Source organism: Streptomyces sp. NBC_00775, from assembly GCF_036347135.1.
Lineage (GTDB): Bacteria > Actinomycetota > Actinomycetes > Streptomycetales > Streptomycetaceae > Streptomyces > Streptomyces lutosisoli.
Map to the genome: position 1 here is coordinate 3690590 of NZ_CP108938.1, position 25874 is coordinate 3716463.

Genomic DNA, 25874 nt, shown 5'->3' on the forward strand with positions numbered 1-25874 from the left:
AGGTGGGGCTGCCTTTCATGTGGGGGTCCATGGCGGCGTACGGCAGCGTACCGGTGCCGCCCGCGCCCGGCGGAGGCAGTCCGTCCGGACCGCTCACCAGGGCGTATCCGACCGGGACGGGCTAGCCTGAAGCCCACCCGAGCGGACAGGTCAGGACACGGCAGGACAGAACGGAACGGAGGCGCGGGCATGGCCGCAAGCGCCCCCCGGATCTTCGTCTCGCACCTCGCCGGTGTCGCCGTCTTCGACCCTAACGGCGACCAGGTGGGCCGCGTGCGGGACCTCGTCGCCATGCTGCGCGTCCGGCGGCAGCCGCCCCGGCTGCTCGGCCTCGTCGTCGAGCTGTCCACGCGCCGCCGGATCTTCCTGCCCATGACCCGGGTGACCGGCATCGAGTCCGGCCAGGTCATCACCACCGGCGTACTGAACGTGCGCCGGTTCGAGCAGCGGCCCACCGAACGGCTCGTCTTCGGCGAACTGCTCGACCGGCGCGTACACCTCGTCGAGACGAACGAGGAGGTGACCGTGCTCGACGTGTCGGTCCAGCAGCTGCCGGCCCGCAGGGACTGGGAGATCGGCAAGGTCTTCGTGCGCAAGGGGCGCGGCGGGGCCTTCCGGCGCGCCAAGGGCGAGACCCTGACCGTCAGCTGGTCCGCCGTCACCGGGTTCTCGCTGGAGGAGCACGGACAGGGCGCCGAGAGCCTCCTCGCCACCTTCGAGCAGCTGCGCCCGGCCGACCTCGCGAACGTGCTGCACCACCTGTCTCCGAAACGGCGCGGAGAGGTCGCCGCCGCGCTCGACGACGACCGTCTCGCCGACGTCCTCGAAGAACTCCCCGAGGACGATCAGATCGAGATCCTCGGCAAGCTCAAGGAGGAGCGCGCGGCCGACGTCCTGGAGGCGATGGACCCGGACGACGCGGCCGACCTGCTCGCCGAACTGCCCGCCGAGGACGTGGAGCGGCTGCTGACGCTGATGCAGCCCGACGAGGCGGCCGACGTACGGCGGCTGATGGCGTACGAGGAGAAGACCGCCGGCGGTCTCATGACCACCGAGCCGATCGTGCTGCGGCCCGACGCGACGGTCGCCGACGCGCTCGCCCGGGTCCGCAACCCCGACCTCTCCCCCGCGCTCGCCGCCCAGGTGTACGTGTGCCGCCCGCCGGACGAGACACCGACCGGCAAGTACCTGGGCACCGTCCACTTCCAGCGGCTCCTGCGCGACCCGCCGTTCACGCTGGTCGGCGCGCTCGTCGACGACGACCTCCAGCCGCTGGACCCGGAGGCCGCGCTGCCCGTCGTCGCCGGGTTCTTCGCGACGTACGACATGGTCGCGGCGCCGGTCGTCGACGAGAGCGGCTCGCTGCTCGGCGCGGTGACCGTGGACGACGTACTGGACCACATGCTGCCCGAGGACTGGCGCGAGACGGAGTTCCACCTCGAAGAGGAGGAGGCTCCCCATGGCGCCTGAGCGCGACGGGCGGGAGGGGCGGGACGGCCGCGAGCGGGTGGGCGGACGCGCCGACGCCCGCGAACGGGCCGCCACCGGGGCCACCGCGACCACCCGGCCCCGCACCCGGCTCGACCAGCCGATGCCGCCCCGGCGCAGACTGGTGCCCGAGTGGGACCCGGAGGCCTTCGGGCGGCTGTCGGAGCGGATCGCCCGCTTCCTGGGCACCGGACGGTTCATCGTCTGGATGACGGTCGTCATCATCCTGTGGGTGGTGTGGAACATCTTCGCGCCGGGCGACCTGCGCTTCGACAACTACCCGTTCATCTTCCTGACGCTGATGCTGTCGCTCCAGGCCTCCTACGCCGCCCCGCTGATCCTGCTCGCGCAGAACCGCCAGGACGACCGTGACCGGGTCAACCTCGAACAGGACCGGAAGCAGAACGAGCGGTCCATCGCGGACACCGAGTACCTCACCCGCGAGATCGCCGCGCTGCGCGTCGGCCTCGGCGAGGTCGCCACCCGCGACTGGATCCGCTCCGAATTGCAGGATCTGGTCAAGGAGATGGAGGAGCACCGCCGCGACGGTCAGGTCGTATTCCCGACAGTTCCGGCAGATCGCCCGCGCGGACGTGACGTAGAAGACCGCTGACGGGGCTTTCCGGGCCCCCCGCCGGGCGCCGTACCATCGTCCTTATGGCTACGGAAGACGCGGTGCGCGAAGCACTGGCGACGGTGAACGACCCCGAGATCCAGCGACCCATCACCGAGCTGGGGATGGTCAAATCGGTGGAGATCGGTGCGGATGGTGCGGTCGCGGTCACCGTGTATCTGACCGTCTCCGGCTGCCCGATGCGCGAGACCATCACGAAGAACGTGACGGAGGCGGTCTCGAAGGTCGAGGGTGTCACGCGCGTCGACGTGACCCTGGACGTGATGAGCGACGAGCAGCGCAAGGAGCTGGCGACCGCGCTGCGCGGCGGCCAGACGGAGCGCGAGGTGCCCTTCGCCAAGCCGGGCTCCCTCACGCGCGTGTACGCGGTCGCCTCCGGCAAGGGCGGCGTCGGCAAGTCCTCGGTGACCGTGAACCTGGCGGCGGCGATGGCGGCCGACGGCCTGAAGGTCGGTGTCGTCGACGCCGACATCTACGGCCACTCGGTGCCCCGCATGCTCGGCGCGGACGGCCGTCCGACCCAGGTCGAGAACATGATCATGCCGCCGTCCGCGCACGGCGTGAAGGTCATCTCCATCGGCATGTTCACCCCGGGCAACGCCCCGGTGGTCTGGCGCGGCCCGATGTTGCACCGCGCCCTCCAGCAGTTCCTGGCGGACGTGTTCTGGGGCGACCTGGACGTGCTCCTGCTCGACCTTCCGCCGGGCACGGGCGACATCGCGATCTCGGTGGCCCAGCTGGTCCCGAACGCGGAGATCCTGGTGGTCACGACCCCCCAGCAGGCCGCCGCGGAGGTCGCCGAGCGCGCGGGCTCCATCGCCGTCCAGACCCACCAGAAGATCGTCGGCGTGGTCGAGAACATGTCCGGCCTGCCCTGCCCGCACTGCGACGAGATGGTCGACGTGTTCGGCACGGGCGGCGGCCAGAGCGTCGCCGACGGCCTCACCCGCACCACCGGCGCCACCGTCCCGGTCCTCGGCTCCATCCCCATCGACGTCCGCCTCCGCGAGGGCGGCGACGAGGGCAAGCCGGTCGTCCTGACGGACCCGGACTCCCCGGCCGGCACCGCCCTCCGCGCCATCGCCGGCAAGCTGGGCGGCCGCGCCCGGGGCCTGTCGGGCATGTCGCTGGGCATCACCCCGAGGAACAAGTTCTAGACGCCGGATAAATGCCGCGCCCCGAAAGGGGCGCGGGGAACGGCGCATCTTTCAGGGGCGCGGGGAACTGCGCGACCAGCCCCCACCGGCCCGCAGCCGACAAACGACCCGCAGCTCAACGGCCTCGCACAACGAAGGGGGCGCCATCCACCAAGACGGCGCCCCCTCCCTCGTTGCCCGCCGCCTAGGCGTACGCGCCGATGTCCTTGATCATGGCGAACCCCAGCCCATAAGCACTCATCCCCCGCCCATAAGCGCCCACATGGACACCCTCCTGCGTGGACCCCGCGAGAACCCACCCGAACTCGGACTCGCGGTAGTGGAAGGGCGTGGGGACACCGTCCACGGGAAGGGACAGCGAGGACCAGTCCGCGCCGTCCAGGTCGTCCGCCAGGACCCACGCGGTCTCGGTCTGCTGGTCCAGCCAGTCGTCCCGCAGGGTGTGGTCCATCTGGCCGGGCCAGGTGAAGGCCAGCAGCCCCACACCGGCCAGCCAGGCCGCGGAGGACACCGAGGTGGCCTCCAGCAGACCCGTACCGTCCGCGCTGCGGCGTACGGGGCTGGCCGCGACGGTGACGACCACCGCGAAGCGTTCCTTGTCCTCGGTCGACTCACCGCGCACCGAGGGCTCGTCGCCGTGCCCGATCGAACCGTGCTCGACGGCACCGTCCGCCGAGGTACCGACCTGCATCAGCCAGCGCGGCCCCGTGAAGGCCTCGTCAAGGCCGTACCAAGGGAAGGGCGCCAGCAGGTAGCCGTCGACCGTGCGCCGGGCGGAGGGGACCTGTTGTCCGCCCTCCGCGGCCGGCGCCTGCGCGCCTACCCGACTTGTCGTCTCCATCTGCCCGGACGCCTCCTCGCTCTCGTCGGACCGGGCGGCCCGCCCCCCTCGGGCGTCCTTATCGGTCCGCACAACAACTGGGCAGCATAGCCACACCGATCCGAGCAGCAGCGAAACCGCCCGGCGCGTGGGACGCGAACGTGCCGGATTCAGGCCGCGGGGGGCAGCGAGAGGCGCGGCATCCGTACGGCGTACGGCTCAGATGACGTCGTACGGCTTCGGAGGCGCCGTACGACGGAGAGAGAGCGCCGTACGGCTCAGGTGGCGTCGGCGTCGTAGGGCGGGCGCTCGTCCGGGTCGAGCTTCTCGCGCTTCTTCGTCATGTCGACGGAGCCGCCGGTCGAACCCGTGGTGGAGGAGGACGACGAAGACGACGACGAACTGTCGGACTCGCGGCCGTGGACCGCGTCCGTGACGTCGGCCATCTCCTTCTTCAGGTCGAAGCCGTTGCGGATCTCCTTGAGCCCCAGCTCGTCGTTGTCCAGCTGCTTGCGGATGAACGTCTTGGGGTTGAGGTCCTCGAACTCGAAGTCCTTGAACCCCGGGCCGAGTTCGTCGCGGATGTCCGCCTTGGCGCTCTCCGAGAACTCGCGGATCTTGCGGATGGTGCGCGTGACGTCCTGGATCATCTTCGGGAGCTTCTCCGGGCCGAAGACGAGCACGGCGAGGACAACGAGCGTCACCAGCTCGAGTGGTCCTATGTCATTGAACACCTGGTAGCTCCTTGCGATGTCCTCGGTCCGCGGCCCTCGGGAGTCTTCCGTGGTCCGGGCCGGGTCCAACGGTACCCGCCGATCCTGTCCGTCCGGAACTGTCCAGAGGCTTCCGAGTTCATGTACGTGGGTGGTTTTCCGTGATGTTTGCCGTCCGGAGCTGGGAGATTGCGCCCAGCTGTGAAGTTCATGTCAGTCGCCGTCGGCGGAGCCGAGGACCAGGGTGACCTTCTTTTCCGTGCCGCCGCGCCGGAGGGTCAGCTGGAGCCGGTCGCCGGGGCGGTGGGCGCGGGTCTTCACGATGAGTTCCTCGCCCGAGTGGACGCGCTCGCCGTCGACCTCGGTGATGATGTCGCCCGCCTTGATGCCCGCCTCGGCGCCGGGACCGCCGGCGGTGACCGGCGGACCGCCGCCGTTGCCCTTGGCGCCCACCCGGGCGCCGTCGCCCGTGTACTCCATGTCGAGTGTGACCCCGATCACGGGGTGGGTGGCCTTGCCGGTGTTGATGAGCTCCTCGGCGACGCGCTTGCCCTGGTTGATGGGGATGGCGAAGCCCAGCCCGATGGAGCCGGCCTGCCCGCTCTCCAGATCCGAGCCGCTGTCGGCGGAGCGGATGGCGCTGTTGATGCCGATGACACGGGCCTTGGAGTCCAGGAGGGGCCCGCCGGAGTTGCCGGGGTTGATGGGCGCGTCGGTCTGCAGGGCGTCGACGTACGAGACGTCGCTCCCGTCGCCCTTCTCCCCGCCCGCCGTGATGGGCCGCTCCTTGGCGCTGATGATGCCGGAGGTGACCGTGTTGGCCAGGTCGAAGGGGGCGCCGATGGCGACGACGGGGTCGCCCACCTGGACGTTGTCGGAGTTGCCGAGCGGCATGGGTTCGAGCCCGCTGACACCCGACACCTTCACGACGGCGAGGTCGTACCCGCTGTCGTGCCCGACGACCGAGGCCTTGGCGGTCTCGCCGCCGCTGAACGTCACGGATATCTCGCCGCCGCTTCCGGCCGGTTCGATCACGTGGTTGTTGGTGAGGATGTGCCCCTGGCTGTCGAGCACGAAGCCGGTGCCGGTGCCTTCCTCCTGGGACCCGCGCACATGCAGGGTGACGACGCTGGGCAGCGCGTGCGCGGCGATCCCGGCCACGCTGTCCGGAGCCCGCCCCGGCGCCTCCTTGGCGGCCTGCGGCAGCTCGACGTCGCCCATCCCCCCGTTCCGCTCCAGATACGCCCCTACGGCGCCCCCCACGCCCCCGGACACCAGCGCCAGCACCACGGCCCCCAGCACCAGCCCCTTCCTCGCCCGCGTACGCCGCTGCGCCACGCTCGCCACGACCGCGCCGTTCTGCTGGAGGGGGCCCGGGGTGGCCCAGGGGTCGTAGTTCTGCCAGGGGTTGCGGGGCTGGGGGCTGTGTACGGGGGTTTCGTGGGGGGTGGCCGCGTACGGGGCCGGGGCCGGAGGCACATGGGTGCCGTGTCCGGCGGGCGCCGGTGGCACGGGGGTGGCCTGGGCCGGGGCTTCGAAGGGCGGGGCCTGGGCCGGTGTGCCTGCCGGGACGTGCGTCCCGTGCGCGGGCGTGGCCGCCGGGTGCTGGACCGGCGGGGCGGGCGCCCAGGGGCCGGGCTGACCGTACGGCGGGGTGCTGTAGGGGTCGGGGTCGTGCAGGGGCTTGGGGCGGTCGGAGCGGTCAGCGGGGGCGTCGGCGTACGCGCTCGCGTCCTCCGCGACCTGCGCGGGGACCGAGAGCGCACTCCCCGACCGAACCGTCGCGGGGCGCTCCAGCTCGAAGTCGCCGTCGGTACCCGGGGCAGTGCCGGAGCCGGTGCCAGCGCCACCGCCAGCGCTGTACGTACCGGTGCCCGTGCGGGCGTCGGCGCCTTCGGCGCCAGGGGTGGTGCGACGGCCGTTGGCCTCGCCCGAAGCCGGGCCCGTCGCGGGGCGCGCCAGCTCGAAGTCGCCCGCGGACGCACCCTCGGGTGCGCCCACGCCCGGGGTGCCCGGTTCCCTGAGGTGATCCGTGGTGGTATCGGGCCCCGTGCCCTGCGCACGGGGCCGGCTCCACCACTTCGCCTTCGTGGGCTTCCCCTCGTTCATGCTCTCCCCACACCTGGCCCGCGGCACAACTCGCCGACGGTTGTTGCAGATTGTCGACTCCGCGTCCGGGATTCCTCTCGCGGACGCGGCCCACCCTGGATTCAACCAGGTTCACGGGCCGCCGCGCAGAGGGCGGGGTCAGCGGACGGTACGGGAGGAGGGGGAGGTGGGGGACGGGGAGGAAGAGGGGGACGGGGTGGCGGCGGGGGCGGCCAGCAGGCCCGGAGTCGTGACATCCGGGGCCTCGGACCACGAGGTCAGCGCGAGCGGCTGGGCATCGGTGAGCGGACGTATGAGCGGGGACATCGCGGCGGCACCGGCGACCACCGGTGTCGTCAGCGTGTGCATGGCGTCCTGGACGCCGCCCACCGGAGCGGGGACTCCGGGCAGCAGCGGCGCGGACACCTCGGTCGGCGCCACGGGACCGTCGCCGAGCGCGCGCTCGCCCTGGGCCAGCAGCGGCCCGACGGACCGGCGACGCTGCGACTCGGGGGATGTGGAGGCCCCTGTGCCCTGCGAACGCATCGGCGTCACATTGCTTCCGGTGCCGGAACCGCCGCGCGCGTCCGCGGTGTCGCCCGGCACTCCGGTCGACACCCCGCCGAGCGCGACCGCGGCCAGCGACACCGCGCCGGCGGCGGCGAAGGCGAACCGCAGCCCGCGCGAGGCCGATCGCTCGGCCTCGTGACGGCTGACGTCATGGATGCGGAAGCCCCTCCCCGGGGAGGGGGGCAGTACGTTGGCGTGCGGTCCGGCGGGGACGTACCCGAAGGGTTCGCCTCTCACTCCGAAGATTCCGGTGACGCCGGAGCCGGCCGAGCCGCCGGGGAGTGCGCCGCCGAATCCTCCCCCGCCCAGCGGCGAGCCACCGCCGTCGGAGTCGCCTCCCCCGGGAAGCCCCTGGAGGCGGGCCAGGAAGCTCTCCGAGGGCGGCGGAGGGGCCATTTCCGCGAACACGTTCTTCAGTCGGCGCTGGGCGTTCGCCTCGGCCTTGCACTTCGCACAGGTGGCGAGGTGGGCCAGGACGCGTTCGCGCGACTCATGACCGAGCTCGCCGTCCACGAGGGCGGAGAGTCGGTCGCCGAGGTGCTGCTCAGTGATGGGCCGCTCGGCAGAGTTGGGCCGGGATCCACTCACGCGGTCGCGCCCCCTCCCCCCAGCACGGGTACACGGACCGCGAACGAGCGGCGCTCGGCGCGGGCCTCGGGAGACCGGTGGGCCAGGGCCTTGCGCAGCTGGGAGCGGCCGCGGTGGATCCGGCTGCGGACCGTGCCGAGCTTGACGCCCAGGGTCGCGGCGATCTCCTCGTACGACAGTCCTTCGATGTCGCACAGGACGACGGCGGCGCGGAACTCGGGCGCGAGGGTGTCCAGCGCCTGCTGGACGTCCGCGTCGAAGTGCGCGTCGTTGAAGACCTGCTGCGGGGACGGCTCGCGGCTGGGCAGGCGCTCGGCCGCGTCGTCACCGAGGGCGTCGAAGCGGATGCGCTGCTTGCGGCGCACCATGTCCAGGAAGAGGTTCGTGGTGATGCGGTGCAGCCAGCCCTCGAAGGTACCGGGCGTGTACGTGGACAGCGAGCGGAAGACGCGGACGAAGACTTCCTGGGTGAGGTCCTCGGCGTCGTGCTGGTTGCCCGTCAGGCGGTAGGCGAGACGGTAGACCCGGCCGCTGTGCGTGCTGACGATCTCCTCCCAGGTGGGCGGAGTCCACGCCTGCGACTCCGCGTCGGTGGTGAACGTCGCGGTCTGCGCTGGGGCAGCAGCATGGAACTTGTCAGCGATCTCGGTCACGGATTTCGGCTCACCCGCCGATCTGAGCAGGCGCTTCAGCACCCCGCCTCGATCCACAGGCGCAGCCGCACCTCCCCTGTCGGCTCTGGTGGTGTCCAGTGGAGCCCCTACCATAGCCACCTCGCCCGTTAGCTCCGGATAAGCGGTTTTACGAGAATTTGATACGCGCTCATATGGTCGCGTCAGCACGTGCTCACCGCCTCGCACCGCGCCCTGCCCCACGTACTGATCCATCCTCTTCCCCCGCTCTGTTTCCCCACCCCTCTAAACGCCTGGTCCCATCTGCGGGTTCCCGGCACCAACGGATACAGTCACGCCCAGGCAACCGCGGGGACAGGAGAGGGTCATTACCGGCAACCGGCAGACGAGCTGGGCGTTCGCCGACGCCTTTGTCGCCGAGGACGAAGCACTGCGCTGGGCCCGGGACCGGGCCCGGGAGGCAGGGCTGCGCTCGGTGTCGCCCGGCACGGGCGCCGCGCTGCGGTTGCTCGCCGCCACCGTGGACGCGAAATCGGTCGCGGAGATCGGGACCGGGACCGGCGTCTCCGGGATTCATCTGCTGCACGGCATGCGGCCGGACGGGGTACTGACCACCGTGGATCCGGAGCCGGAGCGCCAGCAGTTCGCCCGCCAGGCCTTCCGCGCGGCCGGTTTCGCCAGCAACCGCGCCCGTTTCATCCCCGGTCGCGCGCTGGACGTCCTGCCCCGGCTCGCGGACGCCGGCTACGACCTCGTCTTCTGCGACGGCGACCGTCTGGAGTGCCTGGACTATCTCGCTGAATCGTTGCGCCTGCTGCGACCGGGCGGGCTCGTGGTCTTCGAGGGCGTCTTCGCGGACGGCCGCACCGTGGACTCGGGCCCGCAGCCCGCGGAGGTCGGCCGGCTGCGCGAACTGCTGCGCGCGGTGCGCGAGAGCCAGGAGCTGGTGCCCTCGCTGCTGCCGGTGGGCGACGGTCTGCTGTGCGCGGTCAAGCGCTGACCCAGGCCGCCGCACATGGGGCCTGACCTGTACCGATGATGCGGGGTACGTCGATGGCGCACCCCTGACACACCACTGCCCCGGCACCGAATACGATGCCGGGGCAGCCGAAAGGTATGGTCGCGTTCCGCGTCAGCCGACGACCTTCTTGAGGGCGTCGCCGAGCGCGTCAGCCTCGTCAGGGGTCAGCTCGACGACGAGCCGACCGCCGCCTTCGAGCGGAACGCGCATGACGATGCCCCGCCCCTCCTTGGTCACCTCGAGCGGGCCATCGCCCGTCCGCGGCTTCATGGCCGCCATGCTCGTTCCCCTTCCTGAAACCAGCTCATCGTCGCCGACGGCCCCTTGAAGGGCACGCACGTCCCCTCATAGGACACACGTCACCGGCATCGAACACATTGCTTCCAGGCCATTATCCCGCATCTCAGGACCCGATGACCAACATCAGTCGGCATCGCTTGCGCAACGCGCTTGAGCAAAACCACTCAATTCGGCGATGTGACTGCGATACTGCGCCGCCGCATCGACCTCCCCGGCACGGAATTCTTTGACGCAGGTCACATGTGGGGCCCGCGCGACCGCCGGTGATCTCCGCCATGCTGTCATCGGACACAGACGTACCGGCCGGTACGACGGAGCCGCACACCGGAGGGGACCCACCATGGCCGACACCGTGCTCTACGAGGTGAGCGACGGACTCGCGACGATCACGCTGAACCGCCCCGAGGCGATGAACGCGATGAACGTCGCGACCAAGGTCGCCTTCCGGGACGCGGCACAGGCGGCCGCCGCGGACGGGGACGTACGGGCGATCCTGCTGACCGCCGCCGGTGACCGGGCGTTCTGTGTCGGACAGGACCTCAAGGAGCACATCGGGCTGCTGGCCGCCGACAAGCAGTCGGGGTCGGGCCACACGATGAGCACCGTGCGCGAGCACTACAACCCCATCGTGCGGGCCCTGACCGGGGCCGCGAAGCCCGTGGTCGCCGCGGTGAACGGCGTCGCGGCCGGAGCGGGCTTCGGCTTCGCGCTCGCCGCCGATTACCGGATCGTGGCGGATACGGCTGCCTTCAACACGTCGTTCGCCGGGGTGGCGCTGACCGCCGACTCGGGGATCTCGTGGACGCTGCCGCGGGTCATCGGCCCGAGCCGGGCCGCCGATCTGCTGCTGTTTCCGCGCAGCATCACCGCGCAGGAGGCGTACGACCTCGGCATCGCGAACCGGCTCGTTCCCTCGGCCGAGCTGCGCGGGGAGGCGGAGAAGGTGGCGCGGGCGCTGGCCTCGGGGCCGACGGTCGCGTATGCCGCGCTGAAGGAGTCCTTGGCGTACGGGATTACTCATTCTCTGGACGAGGCGCTGGAGAAGGAGGACGAGTTGCAGGCGCGGGCCGGTGCCTCCGAGGACCACACGATCGCTGTGCAGGCGTTCGTCAACAAGGAGAAGCCGAAGTATCTGGGTCGGTGACGGACGGCGGGAAGCTGCGGGCCGGTGGGGGCTGGTCGCGCCCACGCGGCGGAGCCGCATGGTGTCACAGCCTCGCGCCCCTAAAGACTGCGCGCGGCGCAGTCTTCCAAGTGGTCGTTCACCAGGCCGCAGGCCTGCATCAAGGCGTAGGCCGTTGTCGGGCCCACGAAGCGGATGCCGCGCTTCTTCAGTGCCTTGGAGAGGGCGGTCGACTCGTCGGTGACGGCCGGTACGTCGGAGAGGTGCTTCGGGGCCGGGCGGCTGGAGGGGGCCGGGGCGAAGGACCAGATCAGTTCGTCCAGCTCGCCCGGGGTCCAGTCGGCCAGCACGCGTGCGTTGGCGACGGTCGCCTCGATCTTGGCCCGGTTGCGGATGATGCCCGGGTCGGTGAGCAGGCGCTCCTTGTCGGCGTCCGTGAAGGTCGCGACCTTGGCGATCTCGAAGCCGGCGAAGGCGGTGCGGAAGCCCGAACGGCGGCGCAGGATGGTGATCCAGGACAGGCCCGACTGGAAGGCCTCCAGGCAGAGCCGCTCGTACAGCGCGTCGTCGCCGTGGACCGGGCGGCCCCACTCCTCGTCGTGGTACGCCACGTAGTCCTCGGTCGACAGCGCCCAGGGGCAGCGCAGCGCGCCGTCCGGGCCGGCGAGCGCGTCGCTCACTGGTGGTCCTCCTCGGCGTGCTTCCGCAGCGAGGTGGTGGCCGCGGCCGCCCTGGCGCCGGCGAGCGCGGTCTCCAGGTCGACGATGCGGGCGTCGCGCTCGGCGATCTCGGCGCCGAGACGGCCGAGCGCGTCGTCGACGTCCGCCATGCGGTAGCCGCGCAGGGTGAGGGGGAAGCGCAGCGCCTCCACGTCTCCCCGGTTCACCGGCCGGTCGTAGGGCAGGGGGTCCGCCAGCCGCTCGGGCACGGCCTCGGGAAGGGGCGCGCTCTCGCCGCCGCCCACCACGGACAGTGTCACCGCGGCGACCACGACGGCGAGCGCGACGACCAGGAACAAGAACATGAACATCGCTGAGGTCCCCACGCTCTGGTGCCGGCGCGTTTCACGCCGGCGCGAAAGTACTGAAGCTACTGAAGCTGTCTGACGGGTACTGAAGCTGTCTGGCTCTGAAGGTGCCAGGGTCCGATCGTGCCATGCGAGTCTGACAGTTAAGGTCGCAGGCGGCTTATCAGCGGGATTTACTGGGAGAGGTCACAGGGGATGCTCAGGCTGGGCAGGCACGAATTCGACCCGCGCGAGCCGGTGATCATGGCGATCGTGAACCGGACCCCGGACTCCTTCTACGACCAGGGGGCCACCTTCCGCGACGAGCCCGCCCTCGCCCGTGTGGAGCAGGCGGTGTCGGAGGGTGCCGCCATCATCGACATCGGTGGGGTCAAGGCCGGGCCGGGGGAAGAGGTGTCCGCCGAGGAGGAGGCGCGGCGGACGGTCGGTTTCGTCGCCGAGGTGCGGCGGCGCTTCCCCGACGTGATCATCAGCGTCGACACCTGGCGGCACGAGGTCGGTGAGGCGGTCTGCGAGGCCGGGGCGGATCTGCTCAACGACGCGTGGGGCGGGGTCGATCCGCGGCTCGCGGAGGTGGCCGCGCGGTATGGGGTGGGGCTGGTGTGCACCCACGCCGGTGAGTCCGAGCCGCGGACGCGTCCGCATCGGGTCGCGTACGACGATGTCATGGCCGACATCTTGCGGGTGACGCTCGGGCTGGCCGAGCGGGCGGTGTCGCTGGGCGTGCCCCGGGAGTCCGTGTTGATCGACCCCGGGCACGACTTCGGGAAGAACACCCGGCACAGTCTGGAGGCGACGCGGCGGCTGGGGGAGATGGTGGCTACGGGGTGGCCCGTGCTGGTCTCCCTCTCCAACAAGGACTTCGTCGGCGAGACGCTCGACAAGCCGGTGAAGGAACGGGTGGTGGGGACTCTGGCGACGACCGCCGTCTCCGCGTGGCTCGGGGCCCAGGTCTACCGCGTCCACGAGGTCGCGGAGACCCGTCAGGTCCTCGACATGGTGACGTCCATCGCGGGCCACCGCCCACCTGCGGTAGCCCGCCGGGGCCTGGCGTAGCGAGTCTCTCGCCCCCGCCGCCCCTACCCGTCCCATCCGTTCCTGGGGGCTGCGCCCCCAGACCCCCGCTAAAAGATTGCGCAGTTCCCCGCGCCCCTTTTAGGGGCGCGGGGAACTGCGCGATCACCCGCAGCCGACAGGGGCGTCCTGTTCGGTTAGCGGCCCGCCTCCTTCGAGACCAGGGCCACCGCCTCCTCCACCTCGTCGGTGAGGTGGAACAGGAGCAGGTCCTTCTCGGAGGCCTTGCCCTGGGCGATGAGGGTGTTCTTGAGCCACTCGACGAGGCCGCCCCAGTACGCCGTGCCGAAGAGGACGATCGGGAAGCGGGTGACCTTCTGGGTCTGGACGAGGGTGAGGGCCTCGAAGAGTTCGTCGAGGGTTCCGAGGCCGCCGGGCAGAACCACGAAACCCTGCGCGTACTTCACGAACATCATCTTCCGGACGAAGAAGTAGCGGAAGTTGAGGCCGATGTCGACGTACTGGTTGAGGCCTTGCTCGAAGGGCAGCTCGATGCCGAGGCCGACGGAGATGCCCTTCGCCTCGCAGGCACCCTTGTTGGCGGCCTCCATGGCGCCGGGACCACCGCCGGTGATGACGGCGAAGCCGGCTTCGACCAGGCCTCGGCCGAGGGCGACTCCGGCCTCGTACTCGGGCGAGTCCACCGGCGTACGCGCCGAGCCGAACACACTGATCGCGGGCGGGAGTTCGGCCAGCGTGCCGAAGCCCTCGATGAACTCCGACTGGATGCGCAGGACCCGCCAGGGGTCGGTGTGCACCCAGTCGGAAGGCCCGCCCGCGTCCAGCAACCGCTGATCCGTGGTGCTCGACTGCACCTGGTTCCGCCTGCGCAGCACGGGCCCCAGTCGCTGCTCCTCCGGTGGCCGCTTCTTGCCCTCGGGGTTGCCAGTAGCCATGTGCGCTCCCTCCGCTTGCGGTCGTTCCACCCCAGCGTAGATCTACGCGGGTTACGGAGGGGGGACGCGAGGATGTCCGCCGTGAACCGCCCGGAGATACGGCTCAGTCGGTCAGCCAGCCGCGCAGCCGCTCCTCGGCCTCCGGGATCAGCGACGCCTTGACCCGCTCGTCCACCTTGTGGGCCAGAATCGGGTTGCCGGGGCTGTAGTTCACCGCGGGCACTCCGAGCGCGCTGAAGCGGGCGACGTCCGTCCAGCCGAACTTGGGGCGGGCCTCGCCGCCGACGGCGGCCAGGAAGGCCGCGGCGGCGGGGTGGGTCAGGCCGGGGCGGGCCCCGCCGGAATGGTCGTCGACGACGATCTCGTCCACACCGCAGTCCGCGAAGTAGTCGCGGACGAAGGCCTCCGCCTCCTCCTCGCTACGGTCCGGCGCGTAACGGAAGTTGACGACGACCGTGCAGGCGTCGGGGATGACGTTGGTGGCCACGCCGCCCTCGATGCGGACGGCGTTGAGGCCTTCGTGGAACTGGAGGCCGTCGACGACCGGCGTGCGCGGCTCGTAGGCGGCGAGCTTGGCCAGGATCGGGGCGGCCGCGTGGATCGCGTTGGAGCCCATCCACGCGCGCGCGGAGTGCGCGCGCTCCCCCTTGGTCTTCAGGAACACCCGGAGCGTGCCCTGGCAGCCGCCCTCGACCTGGCCGTCCGTCGGCTCCAGGAGGATCGCGAAGTCGCCCTCCAGCCAGTCGGGGTGGGCCTCGGCCACATGCTTCAGGCCGTTCAGATGGGCCGCCACCTCTTCGTTGTCGTAGAAGACGAAGGTGAGGTCGCGGTTGGGTTCGCGGACCGTGGCCGCGATGCGCAGCTGCACGGCGACGCCGGACTTCATGTCGCAGGTGCCGCAGCCCCACAGCACGCCGTCCTCGTCGAGGCGGGAGGGGACGTTGTCGGCGATCGGGACCGTGTCGATGTGGCCGGCGAGGATGACGCGCTCGGCGCGGCCCAGGTTCGTACGCGCCACGACGTTGTTGCCGTACCGGTCGACCGTCAGGTGCGGCAGGGCGCGCAGGGCGGTCTCGATGGCGTCCGCGAGCGGCTTCTCGTTGCCGCTCTCGGAGGGGAAGTCGACGAGCCGCGCGGTCAGCTCGGCAGCGTCGAGGGCGAGGTCAAGCGGGGTGTCGGCCATGCTGTCGACCCTAGCGCCCCGGGCCATCTCGTCTCATCCGTGGCCGGACGCCCCGGGCCGCCCTCCCGTTGTCCACAGCCCCACAGATCGCCGACAGAGGCCTCCAGTACCTTGTACGACGTGTCAGAGCCGTCCCCCACTCCCGTCCGGCGTGGCCGCCTCCTGCGTTTCGGAGCGGCCGTCGTAGTCCTGCTCGCGGTCGCGGGCTATCTCACCGTGCAGTACCTCACGGGAGGCACAGGCGCACCGAGATGCGAGGTCGTCTCCGGCAAGGGCGACGGTGCGTCGTACGAGTTCACGCCGGAGCAGGCGGTGAACGCGGCGACGATCTCGGCGGTCGGCACCTCCCGCGACCTGCCCGAGCGCGCCGTCACCATCGCCCTCGCGACCGCGCTCCAGGAGTCGGGGCTGCGCAACATCCAGCACGGCGACCGTGACTCGCTCGGCCTCTTCCAGCAGCGGCCGTCGCAGGGCTGGGGCACGAAGAAGCAGATCATGGACCCGACGTACGCGGCGGGCATCTTCTACGAGCACTTGGCCAAGGTGTCCGGCTATACGAAGCTGCCGCTGACCGTCGCTGCGCAGCGCGTGCAGCGCAGCGGCTATCCGGAGGCGTACGCGAAGCACGAGCCGGACGCCACGCTGCTCGCCGCCGCCCTGACCGGCCGCGCGGCGGCCACGCTGACCTGTGAGGGGCGCCCGGACGCGACCCCGGCCGGCGGAGCGGACTCGGTGCGCGCGGCGCTCGTACGGGACTTCGGGCGTGACGTGCTCCAGGACGCCGGGGCCGCCGTGAGCGCCGAGGGCACCTCCGCCTCTCCGTCCGCCGCCTCTTCGGCCTCCTCGGCTTCCTCCAGCGGCGGGAGCGGCACGGTGACCGTCCCCGTGCGCAAGGAGGCCACCGCCAAGCGCGGTGTGCGGCAGCGCGGCTGGGAGCTGGCGCACTGGGCCGTGGCCAACTCGTCCGCGCTGCACATCGAGCGGGTGTCGTACGCGGGGCGGGAGTGGACCGCCGGGAGCACCGACAGCGAGTGGCGTACGTCCGACGCGAAGGCGGGCTCGGCCGCGGGGAAGTCCGCCGCCGAGGTCCGAATCGTCACTGGGCAGTAGTACGGGTCCTCACCCTTTGGGGGGAGCCGCGTCACGCGGAGTCGACGATGTGCGCACGTTTTCGCGCACTCACTCCCGCATCCGCCGATTCCCTTGAAAACAAAGGGCCATAAGGATTCGGCAGACTTTCCGACCGGGTGTCTTTTGCCCGTTTTCATCCGCAGATGATAATGCGACGCATTGCCAACTCTTTACGTTGGGCCACCGCAACCTTCGTGGGCTTCGAGCGGTAGTCACTGCGTCCGAGCCCGGAACGATCAACCATCGGACGGTCGGCAGCCAGCCGGTCAACTCCCGGGCGCGGTCGAATACTTCACCGTTCTCTCCCGTCTAAGGAGCATCATGTCCCTCCCCCTGACCCGCCGGATCGCCCGTGCCGCGCTGCTCGTCGCAGCGGGAGCGGCTGCCGGGGTCGGTGCGGCCGGCTCCGCCAGCGCGGCGGCCGAACTGCCGGCCACCCCCAACCTCGGCGGACTGACCGCCCTGGACGGGGCGCAGGTCGGCAACACGGTCGACGGTGCGACGCAGCACGCCACCGGACTCGCGGGCACAGCCGGTGGCAACGCGGTCAAGAAGGCGGTGCCGGCCGCGGGCAAGACCGGTGGCAAGGTCGCCAAGACGGCGACGCCGGCCGCGCAGAAGGTGGCCGGGGACACGGCGGGGCAGGCCGGGGGTCTGCTCGGTGACACCGCGAAGACGGCGGGTGGCGGTCTTCCGACGGACGCGGTGACCAAGGGGGCTCTGCCCACCGACCGGGTGACCAAGGGGGGCCTCCCCACTGACCAGGTGACCAAGGGCGGTCTGCCTACGGACGCGGTCACCAAGGGCGGGCTGCCGCTGAAGGGGCTGCCGCTCGGCTAGGCGCCGGGGCCGTATGGCTGTTTCACGGCGAAGGGGTCCAGGGAGTTTCCCTGGACCCCTTCGTTCATGTCGGTTCGTACGCGCGGGTCGTCCTGGGCTGGGCGCGCCCACGCGGCGGAGCCGCATAGTGTCACAGCCCCGCGCCCCTTACGGGACGCTCCTAGGCCAGGCGTTGCACCGCCGCCGCCACGCGCTCGTCCGTTGCCGTCAGGGCTACGCGGACGAAGTTCTCGCCCGCCTCCCCGTAGAAGTCGCCCGGAGCGACGAGGATGCCGAGGTCCGCGAGGTGGGACACCGTGGCCCAGCAGGACTCGTCGCGGGTGGCCCACAGGTAGAGGCTGGCCTCGCTGTGTTCGATGCGGAAGCCGTGCTTCAGGAGGGCGTCGCGGAGGGCGGTGCGGCGGGCGGCGTAGCGCTCGCGCTGTTCGCGGACGTGGGTGTCGTCCGAGAGGGCGGCGACCGCGGCGGCCTGGGTCGGCGCGGACGTCATCATGCCGCCGTGCTTGCGGATCTGGAGGAGGTCGCCGAGGACGGCGGGGTCGCCGGCGAGGAACGCGGCGCGGTAGCCGGCCAGGTTCGAGCGCTTGGAGAGCGAGTGGACCGAGACGATGCCGTCGTACGAGCCGCCGTTCACGTCCGGGTGCATGACCGAGACCGGGTCGGCCTCCCAGCCCAGCTCGATGTAGCACTCGTCGGAGAAGAGCAGGATGCCGTGCTCGCGGGCCCACGCCACGGTCCGGGTGAGCTCGTCCTTCGAGAGGACCCGGCCCGTCGGGTTGGACGGGGAGTTCAGCCACAGGAGCTTCACGTCCGTCGGGTCCAGCTCCGTCGGGTCGTCGTAGGCGATGTAGTCCGCGCGGGCCAGGCGTGCGCCGACCTCGTACGTCGGGTACGCCAGACGCGGGTAGGCCACCACGTCTTTGGATGTCGCAGTGCCGGGGCCGAGGCCCAGCTGGGTGGGCAGCCAGGCGACGAGTTCCTTGGAGCCGACGATCGGGAGTACGTGACGGTGGGTGATGTCCCGTGCGCCGAGCCGTCGCTCCACCCAGCCCGTGATCGCGTCCCGCAGCGCGGGCGTGCCCCACACCGTGGGATAGCCCGGCGAGTCCGCGGCCGCGACCAGAGCTTTCTGGATCAGCTCGGGCACCGGGTCGACCGGGGTGCCGACGGACAGGTCGACGATGCCACCCGGGTGAGCGGCGGCCGTCGCCTTGTAGGGCTCCAGCTTGTCCCAGGGGAAGGTGGGAAGCCGGTCGGAGACTGCGGACACGGGATCTGGCTCACTTTCTCTGTACTCGCCGGTACGGCAAACGCCTCGGTCCCGTAAGCCGATCGGAGCGATCAGGCCGTACGGGACCGAGGCGGCGCGTGTGTGTGCGGGCCGCTTACTGGTTCTGCGGCGGCAGCGCTGCGATGAAGGGGTGGTCGCGCTCGATCAGGCCGAGCTTGCTGGCGCCGCCGGGCGAGCCGAGCTCGTCGAAGAACTCGACGTTCGCCTTGTAGTAGTCCTTCCACTCTTCCGGAGTGTCGTCTTCATAGAAGATCGCCTCGACCGGGCACACCGGCTCACAGGCTCCACAGTCGACGCATTCGTCCGGGTGGATGTACAAGGACCGGGAGCCCTCGTAGATGCAGTCGACCGGGCACTCCTCGATGCACGCCTTGTCCTTGACGTCGACACAAGGCTGCGCGATGACGTAGGTCACGCTGTCGTTCCTCCTCGATAGGGCGCTGGCGGGCCTTCGTAGGCTCCCGCCGCCTGGCGCGCGGGAGCGCGGCGTCGTCGATGCCCGCCCCTAGTATCTCCGTTCTTGGGCATGATCCGAACAGGAGGGGTGAACTGACCTGTGGAAATCTCTGCTTCCGGCCGCCTTGAGGTCCGTATCACCAGTGCTGACGTGGGCAAACGTGTCTCTGTTCGGCGGATGATCGATGATGTCGCCGAGGGTGAGAAGTTCACCGACACGGTCGGTGTTCTCACATCATGGGACAACGGCGTGTTGCAGATCACACGGCGGACCGGTGAGCGTGTCCAGATCGCGGAATCGTTGCTGGTCGCGGGCAAGGTCGTACCGTCCGCTCCGGCGCGTCGGCGGGGCCCGGCAGCCTCGTACGAGGAGCTGGCGCGGGTCTCGGAGCGGGCCTGGCGGCCGGTGGAGAGCGAGCGGCTCGGCGAGTGGGAGCTGCGGGCTGCCTCCGGCTTCACCCGGCGCGCCAACTCCGTCCTGCCGATCGGCGACCCCGGCGTGCCGCTGGACGAGGCGCTGACCCGCGTACGGGACTGGTACGCCGCCCGTGGCCTGCCCGCGTACATCCAGACCGCGACCGGGGCGGAGGGCACGCAGGAGCTGCTGTGCGCGGAGCTGGAGGCGCGCGGCTGGGTACGTGAGGTGACGGCCGAGCTGTGGATCGGCTCGCTCGCGCCGGTCGGGGACCGGGAGGCGCCGGGGGTCGTGCTCTCCCGCGAGGCGGACGACGCGTGGCTGGGCCGGTACCAGCGGAAGGGGCTGAGCCATGTGGCCCTGAAGGTGCTGGGCAGTGGGCCCTCGGTGTGGTTCGCGACGGTGCCCGGTGCGGAGGGGGAGCCTCCGGCCGCGATCGGACGCTGCGTGGTGGACGGCCGCTGGGCCGGTTTCGCCGCCGTCGAGGTCGACCCCGCCCACCGCCGCCGGGGCCTCGCCACCACTGTCATGGCCGCCCTGGCCCGCCGGGCCCTGGACGAGGGCGCCTCGGCCGGCTGGCTCCAGGTGGAGGAGGACAACACGGGGGCGCGGGCGCTGTACGCGGAGATGGGCTTCTGGGCTCATCACGCGTACCACCACTACCGGTGGGTCCCGGACGCCGGCGCCGCCCCCGGGACGGCGGATGGCGGTTTCGGGGCCGGCGACCCGTATCGATCGGTGTGAAGGGGCACAGGCCAGCTATGCGTGTCCCTCAGCCACCGGAGCCCGAGCGCGCCGCCGAGGTGCGGCAGCGTTTCGCCGACGAGGCGCGGGCCGAGCGGCCCGATCTGGCGGTGCTGTGTCTGCTGGTCGGCGCCGCGGCGGACGGCACGCTGGACGAGGCCGGGATGGACGCGGCGCAGATCGAGCTGGACCGGCTGGCCGGGCAGTTGCCGTTCCGGCCGGGCGGGCCGCGGTCCTGGGCGACCGCGCTCGCCGAACTGCTCGGCGGGCGCTGCGGTTTCCGGGGGACGCCCGGCGACTACCAGCGGCTGGAGTCCTCTCTCCTGCACGGGGTGCTGCGGCGGCGGCGCGGGCTGCCCATCCTGCTCTCCGTGGTGTGGATGGAGGTCGCCCGGCGGGCCGGTGCGCCGGTGTACGGGGTCGCTCTGCCCGGGCACTTCGTCGTCGGCTTCGGGCCCACCGAGCAGCAGGTGCTCGCCGATCCCTTCGACGGGGGGCGCGTGCTCAGTGGCTCCGACGCGGAGCTGCTGGTCGCGGGGGCGACCGGTGCTCCGCTCGACCCGTCGATGCTCTCCCCCGCCGATCCGCTCGATGTCGTGCTGCGCATCCTGAACAACATCCGTGCCTGGGCCGCCACCCGTCCCGAGCGGTCGGATGTGGCGCTGTGGGCCGTCGAGTTGTCCCTGCTGCTGCCGTCGCACCCGGCGCGGCTGCGCTACGAACGCGCCCAACTGCTCGTCCAGCGCGGTGACTTTCTCTCCGGTGCCGCCGAACTCGACGCGTACGCCGACATAGTGGCCGCCGTCGACGAACCGGCCGCCACCCGAGTACGCCAACAGGCCCACGCCGCCCGAGCGATGCTCAACTGACAACCTCTTCTCGCCCCCGCCGCCCCTACCCGTCCCATCCCTGGGGGCTGCGCCCCCAGACCCCCCTAAAAGATTGCGCAGTTCCCCGCGCCCCTAAAGAACTGGGGGCGGGCGGGGGGATCGCGGGGCGAAGCCCCGCGCCGTTAGGGACGCGGGGAACTGCGCGAACGGCCCCCACCGGCCCGCAGCCGACGAACCACCTACGGGGTTGAAGGGGCGGAGCCCCTGGAGGATGGGACGGGTAGGGGCGGCGGGGGCGAGGAACGTTCGGCGGTTACAGCCAGCCCTTTTCCCTGGCCGTGCGGACCGCTTCCGCTCGGTTGCGGACGGCCAGTTTCTGGATCGCGGTGGAGAGGTAATTGCGGACGGTGCCCTGGGAGAGGTGGAGGGCGGTGGCCAGTTCGGCGTTGGTGGAGCCGTCGGCCGCCGCGCGGAGGACCTCGCGTTCGCGGTCGGTGAGGGGGTTGGCCCCCTCGGCCAGGGCGGCGGCCGCCAAGGTGGGGTCGATGACCCGCTCGCCGGCCAGTACCTTCCGTACGGCTTCGGCGAGTTGGGCGGCCGGCGCGTCCTTGACGAGGAAGGCGGCGGCGCCGGCCTCCATCGCGCTGCGCAGATAACCGGGACGGCCGAAGGTCGTGAGGATGACCAGCTTGAGGCCGGGGAACTCCTTGTGGAGTTCGGCCGCCGCCTCGATACCCGTCTGCCCCGGCATCTCGATGTCGAGGAGCGCGACGTCGACGTCGTGCTCGCGCGCCGCGGCCAGCACCTCGTCCCCGCGCGCCACCTGGGCGACCACCTCGATGTCCGGTTCGAGGCCGAGCAGCGCGGCCAGCGCCTCGCGGACCATCGACTGGTCCTCGGCGAGCAGGACCTTGATCGTGGGGCTCATGCCCCGGATCCTACGGGGTGGCCGGACGACTGGGCCGGGGCTCCCGTCGGTACTCGGGCGACGAGGCGGAATCCGTGCCGCACCTTCCCCGCCTCCAGCGAACCGCCCGCCTTCTCCAGTCGTTCGGTCAGCCCGGTCAGGCCGTTCCCCGGGGTGCCGGAGCCGCCCGAGCCGTCGTCCTCCACGGACAGTTCGAGCACGGGCCCGTCGAGCGTCTGGCGTCGGACGAGCTCCACCGCGCAGCGCCGGGCCCCGCTGTGCCGTACGACATTGGTGATCGCCTCGCGCAGCGCCCAGGCCAGCGCGGACTCGCTCTCCTCGGGGACGCCGTCGAGGTCCGGTTCGGCCGGCAGGTCGGCGGTGACGCCCGCAGCGGTCAACGCGACCTGGGCGCCGGCGAGTTCGCCGGCCAGTCGGGGCCGCCGGTAGCCGGTGACCGCCTCGCGGACGTCGACGAGGGCCTGGCGGCTGACCTGTTCGATGTCGGCGACCTGCTGGGCCGCCTTGTCGGGGTGGTCGGGGAGCATCCGGCCGGCCAGTTCGCTCTTCAGCGTGATCAGCGAGAGGGAGTGGCCGAGGAGGTCGTGCAGGTCCCTGGCCAGGCGCAAGCGCTCCTCGTTCGCGGCGAGTTGGGCGACGGTCGCCCGCGCCTTGCGCAACTCCACCGTCGTACGCACGAGTTGCCGTACGCCCGTCATCGCGTAACCGATGAGGACGACGAGGAGGATGAGGTTGCGCGCGTCCTCCTTGCCGCCGTGCAGGCCGACGAGCAGCATCACGACGGCGGTCAGCGGGATCGTCCAGTACGCCACGCGGAGCGAGAACGACGTCCCGCAGGCGACGGAGACGTACACGAACAGGCCCAGCCAGGACGGGCCGAGGGTGAGGCAGAGCACGGCGGCGAGGGCGCCGAGGCCGATGACCAGGCCGGCGACGACCGGGGTGGCGGTGAACGCCCTGCCCATGTTCCGGAAGACCAGCGTCAGATAGATCCCGACGAAGGCCGTCAGGCCCAGCCAGCCGGCCACCGTGGCGGTGGTCGTGTGGTGACCGGAGACCAGGTCGTGGACCGGCGAGCTGAGGAACACCAGCCAGATGACGATCCAGATCCCCTTGCGCAGTGCCTCGCGGATGTTGCGGGGGGACTCCCCCATCCGCATCAGCGGCACCGGCCGGGTCTCGTCGGGCAGCGGGGCTTCCGTCATGGCGTTCACGCCTTCAGCGTGTCCTTCCGGTACAGCCAGGCCGCGCCGCCCGCGAAGAGAGCGAAGTAGACGGCGAGGATGGCGAGGTCCTTCGCGTGCGGGGCGTCGCCCAGTTCGATGGCCTGCCCGAGGGCAGCGTACGCGTGCGTGGGCAGCCACTTCGCGATGTTCTGCAACCAGTCGGGGAAGGTCGTGCTGGGCATCCACAGGCCGCCGAGCATCGACAGACCGAAGTACGTGATCATCGTGATGGGGCGGACCGCGTCACCGGTGGCGAGGTAGCCGATGGCCACGCCGAGCGCGGCGAAGATGAGGGATCCCGCCCAGATGGCGCCGGTGAGCGCGAGCCACTGCCAGGCGTCCAGGTGGACGTCCTTCACGGTCGCGGCGACCACGAAGACGATGACGATGGAGGGGAGGCTGACCACTGCGGCGCTGGCCGTCTTCGCGAGGACGTAGCCGCGCCCGGGGAGCGTGGTGAGCCTCAACTGCCGTACCCAGCCGCTCTCGCGCTCCTTGGCGATGCGCTCGCTGTTGCCCATCAGGACGGCGGTCAGGGCGCCGAAGGAGGCCATCGAGACCATCATGTACGTCGGGACGGTGAGGCCGGTGCCGTCGACCTTGGTGGTGCTGTCGGCGTTGCCCGCGATCAGCAGGAACAGGGCCGAGGGGTAGATCACCGAGAAGAACAGGAACTTGCGGTTGCGCAGGGCGCGGGTGAGTTCCAGCTTGATCAAACTGTTCATGACTGCTTGGCCTCCTCGGCCTCCGTGATGGCGACGAAGGCCTGCTCCAGGCCGAGTCCGGCCACTTCGAGATTGCGCGGGTAGACACCGAGCCCGTACACCGCGTGGACGGTCGCGTCGGCGTCGGAGGACTGGATGCGGACCGTCTGGCCGGACCCCGCGGCGGAGCCGCTGTTGGACACCGTGACGGACGTCAGGAAGGGCAGTGCGCGCAGCGCGGCCTCGTCGATCGGGCCCTCCAGGTCGAAGGCGATGCGGCGGGCGCCGGCCTTCGCCTTGATCTCGGCGGCGGTGCCGTCGGCCAGCAGGCGTCCCCGGTGCAGGACCAGCACGCGGTCCGCGATCGCGTCGGCCTCCTCCAGGTAGTGCGTGGCGAACAGGACCGTGCGGCCCTGGTCGGCCTGCTCGCGCATGGTGGCCCAGAAGGCCTGGCGGGCGGAGACGTCCATGCCCGTGGTGGGCTCGTCGAGGACGATCAGATCGCTGTCGCCGGCCGTGGCGAGGGCGAAGCGGACGCGCTGTTCCTGGCCGCCGGAGAGCTTGTTGACCTTGCGGTCGGCGATCTGGGTGATGCCGGCGCGGGCCAGCACGTCGGTGGCGCGGTACGGCTTGGGGTGCAGGTCGCAGGCGAGCTTCACCAGCTCGGCGACCGTGACCTCGTCCATCAGGCCGCCGCTCTGCAGCATGGCGCCCACCCGGCCGCGGACGATCGCCTCGCGCGGGCTGGTTCCGAAGACGCTGACCGTGCCGCTGTCGGCGTGCTTGAGGCCGAGGAGCAGGTCCAGCGTGGTCGACTTGCCCGCGCCGTTGGGACCCAGCAGGGCGACCGTCTCGCCCGGGTGCAGGTCGAGCGTCAGCCCGTCCACGGCCCGGACGCTCCCGTAGCTCTTGGTCACCGAGGCGAACCCGACCACCGAGGTGGTGGCCCCCGTGGTCCCCGTGGTCCGTGTAGTCGTTGTCATGTGCTCCATCGTGGCGGCGGAGGGGGTGCGCCCGGCAGTGCGGCGTGTCCTGACTCCTGGATGACAGATGTCATATGCCGACGCCTCCCCCTGCCATACGCCGGCGCCCCCGACGCGCGGCTACCCCTTCGCCCGCAGCAGCTCCAGCGCGTCCGCCACCGACCGCAGAAAGGCCGCGGCCGCGGCGCCGCTGCACGGGAGTTCCGGGTTCCACGGCTCCACCACCGCCGTGGCGGTGAGCGCGCGCCAGCCCGGCAGGGCCTCCAACTCCCGCCCGGTCACGGCGTTCCCGCAGTTGTCGGCCAGGACGAGATCGGGCGCGAACCCGGCGGCAGCCTCCCACGTGGTCGTGCACCAGTTCACCCCGCCCGCACCCGGGTCGGTCAACTCCACGCCCAGGCCCGCAAGATGGCGCAGTTCCGGCCAGGTCCGGGGGCGCGCGAGATGCACCTGTGCGGGCCCTGCGGCCGACAGGGCCTAGCACCCGCAGCGGGCTCGCGGCGGCTCGTACGGCCTCTTCGGCGGCTGCCAACTCGCCCTGCTGCGCTGCTGGTTCGCCGTCCAGCGCCTGGGCCAGTTCGGCGAAGCGGGCGAGGATACGCGGGAGGCCGGTGTCGCCGCCCACCGCGAGGGTCAGCACGGGAACGCCCACCGCCGCGGCGACATCGGCGGCGACGGCGTACGGATGCTCGCGGTCGTACGTGACGTCGACGATCAGGTCGGGCCGCACCGACCGCAGCGCCATCTCGTCGAGTGCCTTGCCCGCGCCCAGGTAGGGCACGTCGGCCAGCGCCCCCGACTTGGCCGGGTCGGGCCGGTCCCCGTCGTGGCCGGATCCGTACACCCCTGCGGGCCGCACCCCGAGGTCCCAGAGCCCGGCGCCCGCCCGTACGTAGGCCGCGACCCGCTCGGGCCGCCCGTCGGCCCGTACGGTGACTCAGCGATCGTCCGTGAACTCCCACCCCATGCGGCCCACCCGCCCCTTCGACACCCGCTCGCCCTGGCTCGCTCG

General features: G+C 71.3%; 26 protein-coding genes and 1 pseudogene. 10 read left to right on the plus strand and 17 right to left on the minus strand.

Annotation, left to right across the window (positions count from 1 at the left end; genetic code table 11):
• The first annotated feature begins 189 nt into the window (after positions 1-189).
• From OIC96_RS16315 to OIC96_RS16325, 3 genes are read left to right on the plus strand one after another with little or no spacing between them, the layout of a single operon-like run.
• The gene (locus OIC96_RS16315; protein WP_330307139.1) at positions 190-1470 is read left to right on the plus strand and encodes a magnesium transporter MgtE N-terminal domain-containing protein; all 1281 of its coding nucleotides are present in this window, start codon (positions 190-192) and stop codon (positions 1468-1470) included.
• A complete protein-coding gene (locus OIC96_RS16320; RefSeq protein WP_330307138.1) occupies positions 1460-2101 on the plus strand; it encodes a DUF1003 domain-containing protein in 642 nt (213 codons plus the stop codon). The genes OIC96_RS16315 and OIC96_RS16320 overlap by 11 nt, the downstream gene beginning before the upstream one ends.
• 44 nt (positions 2102-2145) lie before the next feature.
• A complete protein-coding gene (locus OIC96_RS16325) occupies positions 2146-3279 on the plus strand; it encodes an Mrp/NBP35 family ATP-binding protein (RefSeq protein ID WP_330307137.1) in 1134 nt (377 codons plus the stop codon).
• 184 nt (positions 3280-3463) lie between these two features.
• Here OIC96_RS16325 and OIC96_RS16330 read toward each other — a convergent pair whose 3' ends face one another.
• From OIC96_RS16330 to sigE, 5 genes are all read right to left on the minus strand, one after another.
• Positions 3464-4120 carry a hypothetical protein gene (locus OIC96_RS16330; protein WP_327431527.1) on the minus strand — a complete coding sequence of 219 codons (657 nt, stop codon included), beginning with the start codon at positions 4118-4120 and terminating at the stop codon, positions 3464-3466.
• Positions 4121-4377: 257 nt separating this feature from the next.
• Complete coding sequence (locus OIC96_RS16335; protein WP_330307136.1) at positions 4378-4833, minus strand: sec-independent translocase; 456 nt, start codon at positions 4831-4833, stop codon at positions 4378-4380.
• Between the two features lie 192 nt (positions 4834-5025).
• On the minus strand, positions 5026-6921 hold the full coding sequence (locus tag OIC96_RS16340; protein WP_330307135.1) for a trypsin-like peptidase domain-containing protein: 1896 nt from the start codon (positions 6919-6921) through the stop codon (positions 5026-5028).
• 138 nt (positions 6922-7059) lie between these two features.
• Positions 7060-8058, minus strand: coding sequence for an anti-sigma factor family protein (locus tag OIC96_RS16345; RefSeq protein ID WP_330307134.1), 999 nt, complete (start codon positions 8056-8058; stop codon positions 7060-7062).
• Positions 8055-8753 (minus strand): RNA polymerase sigma factor SigE, encoded by a 699-nt coding sequence (gene sigE / locus OIC96_RS16350; protein WP_330307133.1) that lies wholly within the window; start codon positions 8751-8753, stop codon positions 8055-8057. Before sigE ends, OIC96_RS16345 begins: the two co-directional genes overlap by 4 nt.
• A 238-nt stretch (positions 8754-8991) precedes the next feature.
• Between sigE and OIC96_RS16355 the strand changes: the two genes are divergently transcribed.
• On the plus strand, positions 8992-9690 hold the full coding sequence (locus tag OIC96_RS16355) for an O-methyltransferase (RefSeq protein ID WP_327435202.1): 699 nt from the start codon (positions 8992-8994) through the stop codon (positions 9688-9690).
• A gap of 132 nt (positions 9691-9822) precedes the next feature.
• Here OIC96_RS16355 and OIC96_RS16360 read toward each other — a convergent pair whose 3' ends face one another.
• A complete protein-coding gene (locus OIC96_RS16360; protein ID WP_003966491.1) occupies positions 9823-9990 on the minus strand; it encodes a DUF3117 domain-containing protein in 168 nt (55 codons plus the stop codon).
• Between the two features lie 361 nt (positions 9991-10351).
• On the opposite strand from OIC96_RS16360, the gene OIC96_RS16365 reads away from it, so the two are divergent.
• A complete protein-coding gene (locus OIC96_RS16365; protein WP_330307132.1) occupies positions 10352-11155 on the plus strand; it encodes an enoyl-CoA hydratase/isomerase family protein in 804 nt (267 codons plus the stop codon).
• A gap of 80 nt (positions 11156-11235) precedes the next feature.
• On the opposite strand, the gene OIC96_RS16370 is transcribed toward OIC96_RS16365, so the two are convergent.
• Positions 11236-11814 carry a DNA-3-methyladenine glycosylase I gene (locus OIC96_RS16370; protein WP_330307131.1) on the minus strand — a complete coding sequence of 193 codons (579 nt, stop codon included), beginning with the start codon at positions 11812-11814 and terminating at the stop codon, positions 11236-11238.
• Positions 11811-12164 (minus strand): DivIVA domain-containing protein, encoded by a 354-nt coding sequence (locus OIC96_RS16375; protein WP_330307130.1) that lies wholly within the window; start codon positions 12162-12164, stop codon positions 11811-11813. Before OIC96_RS16375 ends, OIC96_RS16370 begins: the two co-directional genes overlap by 4 nt.
• 192 nt (positions 12165-12356) lie before the next feature.
• On the opposite strand from OIC96_RS16375, the gene folP reads away from it, so the two are divergent.
• Positions 12357-13217, plus strand: coding sequence for a dihydropteroate synthase (folP, locus tag OIC96_RS16380; RefSeq protein ID WP_327431520.1), 861 nt, complete (start codon positions 12357-12359; stop codon positions 13215-13217).
• Between the two features lie 155 nt (positions 13218-13372).
• Here the strand turns inward: folP and OIC96_RS16385 are convergent, their stop codons facing one another.
• Both OIC96_RS16385 and dapE read right to left on the minus strand, forming a co-directional pair.
• Entirely contained in the window at positions 13373-14131 is a 759-nt protein-coding gene (locus OIC96_RS16385; protein ID WP_330307129.1) for a TIGR00730 family Rossman fold protein, read from the minus strand.
• 103 nt (positions 14132-14234) lie between these two features.
• Positions 14235-15314, minus strand: coding sequence for a succinyl-diaminopimelate desuccinylase (dapE, locus tag OIC96_RS16390; RefSeq protein WP_330307128.1), 1080 nt, complete (start codon positions 15312-15314; stop codon positions 14235-14237).
• Positions 15315-15434: 120 nt separating this feature from the next.
• Here dapE and OIC96_RS16395 point away from each other — a divergent pair, with 120 nt between their 5' ends.
• Both OIC96_RS16395 and OIC96_RS16400 read left to right on the plus strand, forming a co-directional pair.
• Positions 15435-16424, plus strand: coding sequence for a heavy metal transporter (locus OIC96_RS16395; RefSeq protein ID WP_330307127.1), 990 nt, complete (start codon positions 15435-15437; stop codon positions 16422-16424).
• 342 nt (positions 16425-16766) lie between these two features.
• On the plus strand, positions 16767-17285 hold the full coding sequence (locus OIC96_RS16400) for an ATP-binding protein (protein WP_330307126.1): 519 nt from the start codon (positions 16767-16769) through the stop codon (positions 17283-17285).
• 160 nt (positions 17286-17445) lie between these two features.
• Here the strand turns inward: OIC96_RS16400 and OIC96_RS16405 are convergent, their stop codons facing one another.
• Positions 17446-18555 (minus strand): bifunctional succinyldiaminopimelate transaminase/glutamate-prephenate aminotransferase, encoded by a 1110-nt coding sequence (locus OIC96_RS16405; RefSeq protein WP_330307125.1) that lies wholly within the window; start codon positions 18553-18555, stop codon positions 17446-17448.
• Between the two features lie 115 nt (positions 18556-18670).
• Entirely contained in the window at positions 18671-18991 is a 321-nt protein-coding gene (gene fdxA / locus OIC96_RS16410) for a ferredoxin (RefSeq protein WP_018089397.1), read from the minus strand.
• 141 nt (positions 18992-19132) lie between these two features.
• Between fdxA and OIC96_RS16415 the strand changes: the two genes are divergently transcribed.
• Both OIC96_RS16415 and OIC96_RS16420 read left to right on the plus strand, forming a co-directional pair.
• Positions 19133-20191 (plus strand): GNAT family N-acetyltransferase, encoded by a 1059-nt coding sequence (locus tag OIC96_RS16415; protein WP_330307124.1) that lies wholly within the window; start codon positions 19133-19135, stop codon positions 20189-20191.
• A 17-nt stretch (positions 20192-20208) separates the two neighbouring features.
• Entirely contained in the window at positions 20209-21060 is an 852-nt protein-coding gene (locus OIC96_RS16420; protein ID WP_330307123.1) for a transglutaminase-like domain-containing protein, read from the plus strand.
• A 274-nt stretch (positions 21061-21334) separates the two neighbouring features.
• On the opposite strand, the gene OIC96_RS16425 is transcribed toward OIC96_RS16420, so the two are convergent.
• From OIC96_RS16425 to OIC96_RS49890, 5 genes and pseudogenes are all read right to left on the minus strand, one after another.
• Positions 21335-21949 carry a response regulator transcription factor gene (locus OIC96_RS16425; protein ID WP_330307122.1) on the minus strand — a complete coding sequence of 205 codons (615 nt, stop codon included), beginning with the start codon at positions 21947-21949 and terminating at the stop codon, positions 21335-21337.
• Positions 21946-23154 (minus strand): sensor histidine kinase, encoded by a 1209-nt coding sequence (locus tag OIC96_RS16430; protein ID WP_330310280.1) that lies wholly within the window; start codon positions 23152-23154, stop codon positions 21946-21948. The genes OIC96_RS16425 and OIC96_RS16430 overlap by 4 nt, the downstream gene beginning before the upstream one ends.
• Positions 23155-23159: 5 nt before the next feature.
• Positions 23160-23900 carry an ABC transporter permease gene (locus tag OIC96_RS16435; protein WP_330307121.1) on the minus strand — a complete coding sequence of 247 codons (741 nt, stop codon included), beginning with the start codon at positions 23898-23900 and terminating at the stop codon, positions 23160-23162.
• Entirely contained in the window at positions 23897-24862 is a 966-nt protein-coding gene (locus OIC96_RS16440) for an ABC transporter ATP-binding protein (RefSeq protein ID WP_406502058.1), read from the minus strand. Before OIC96_RS16440 ends, OIC96_RS16435 begins: the two co-directional genes overlap by 4 nt.
• A gap of 120 nt (positions 24863-24982) precedes the next feature.
• Positions 24983-25721 (minus strand): annotated as a pseudogene (locus OIC96_RS49890) (ABC transporter substrate-binding protein).
• Positions 25722-25874: the final 153 nt, after the last annotated feature.

Bases quoted from the DNA above. Each gene is read 5' to 3' on its own strand.
- dapE (WP_330307128.1), bottom strand. From the start codon at position 15,314: ATGGCCGACACCCCGCTTGACCTCGCCCTCGACGCTGCCGAGCTGACC.
- OIC96_RS16430 (WP_330310280.1), bottom strand. From the start codon at position 23,154: ATGACGGAAGCCCCGCTGCCCGACGAGACCCGGCCGGTGCCGCTGATG.
- OIC96_RS16435 (WP_330307121.1), bottom strand. From the start codon at position 23,900: ATGAACAGTTTGATCAAGCTGGAACTCACCCGCGCCCTGCGCAACCGC.
- OIC96_RS16325 (WP_330307137.1), top strand. From the start codon at position 2,146: ATGGCTACGGAAGACGCGGTGCGCGAAGCACTGGCGACGGTGAACGAC.
- OIC96_RS16425 (WP_330307122.1), bottom strand. From the start codon at position 21,949: ATGAGCCCCACGATCAAGGTCCTGCTCGCCGAGGACCAGTCGATGGTC.
- OIC96_RS16365 (WP_330307132.1), top strand. From the start codon at position 10,352: ATGGCCGACACCGTGCTCTACGAGGTGAGCGACGGACTCGCGACGATC.
- OIC96_RS16400 (WP_330307126.1), top strand. From the start codon at position 16,767: ATGTCCCTCCCCCTGACCCGCCGGATCGCCCGTGCCGCGCTGCTCGTC.
- OIC96_RS16330 (WP_327431527.1), bottom strand. From the start codon at position 4,120: ATGGAGACGACAAGTCGGGTAGGCGCGCAGGCGCCGGCCGCGGAGGGC.
- OIC96_RS16360 (WP_003966491.1), bottom strand. From the start codon at position 9,990: ATGGCGGCCATGAAGCCGCGGACGGGCGATGGCCCGCTCGAGGTGACC.
- folP (WP_327431520.1), top strand. From the start codon at position 12,357: ATGCTCAGGCTGGGCAGGCACGAATTCGACCCGCGCGAGCCGGTGATC.
- OIC96_RS16440 (WP_406502058.1), bottom strand. From the start codon at position 24,862: ATGACAACGACTACACGGACCACGGGGACCACGGGGGCCACCACCTCG.
- OIC96_RS16340 (WP_330307135.1), bottom strand. From the start codon at position 6,921: ATGAACGAGGGGAAGCCCACGAAGGCGAAGTGGTGGAGCCGGCCCCGT.
- OIC96_RS16385 (WP_330307129.1), bottom strand. From the start codon at position 14,131: ATGGCTACTGGCAACCCCGAGGGCAAGAAGCGGCCACCGGAGGAGCAG.
- OIC96_RS16375 (WP_330307130.1), bottom strand. From the start codon at position 12,164: ATGTTCATGTTCTTGTTCCTGGTCGTCGCGCTCGCCGTCGTGGTCGCC.
- OIC96_RS16315 (WP_330307139.1), top strand. From the start codon at position 190: ATGGCCGCAAGCGCCCCCCGGATCTTCGTCTCGCACCTCGCCGGTGTC.
- OIC96_RS16320 (WP_330307138.1), top strand. From the start codon at position 1,460: ATGGCGCCTGAGCGCGACGGGCGGGAGGGGCGGGACGGCCGCGAGCGG.
- OIC96_RS16420 (WP_330307123.1), top strand. From the start codon at position 20,209: ATGCGTGTCCCTCAGCCACCGGAGCCCGAGCGCGCCGCCGAGGTGCGG.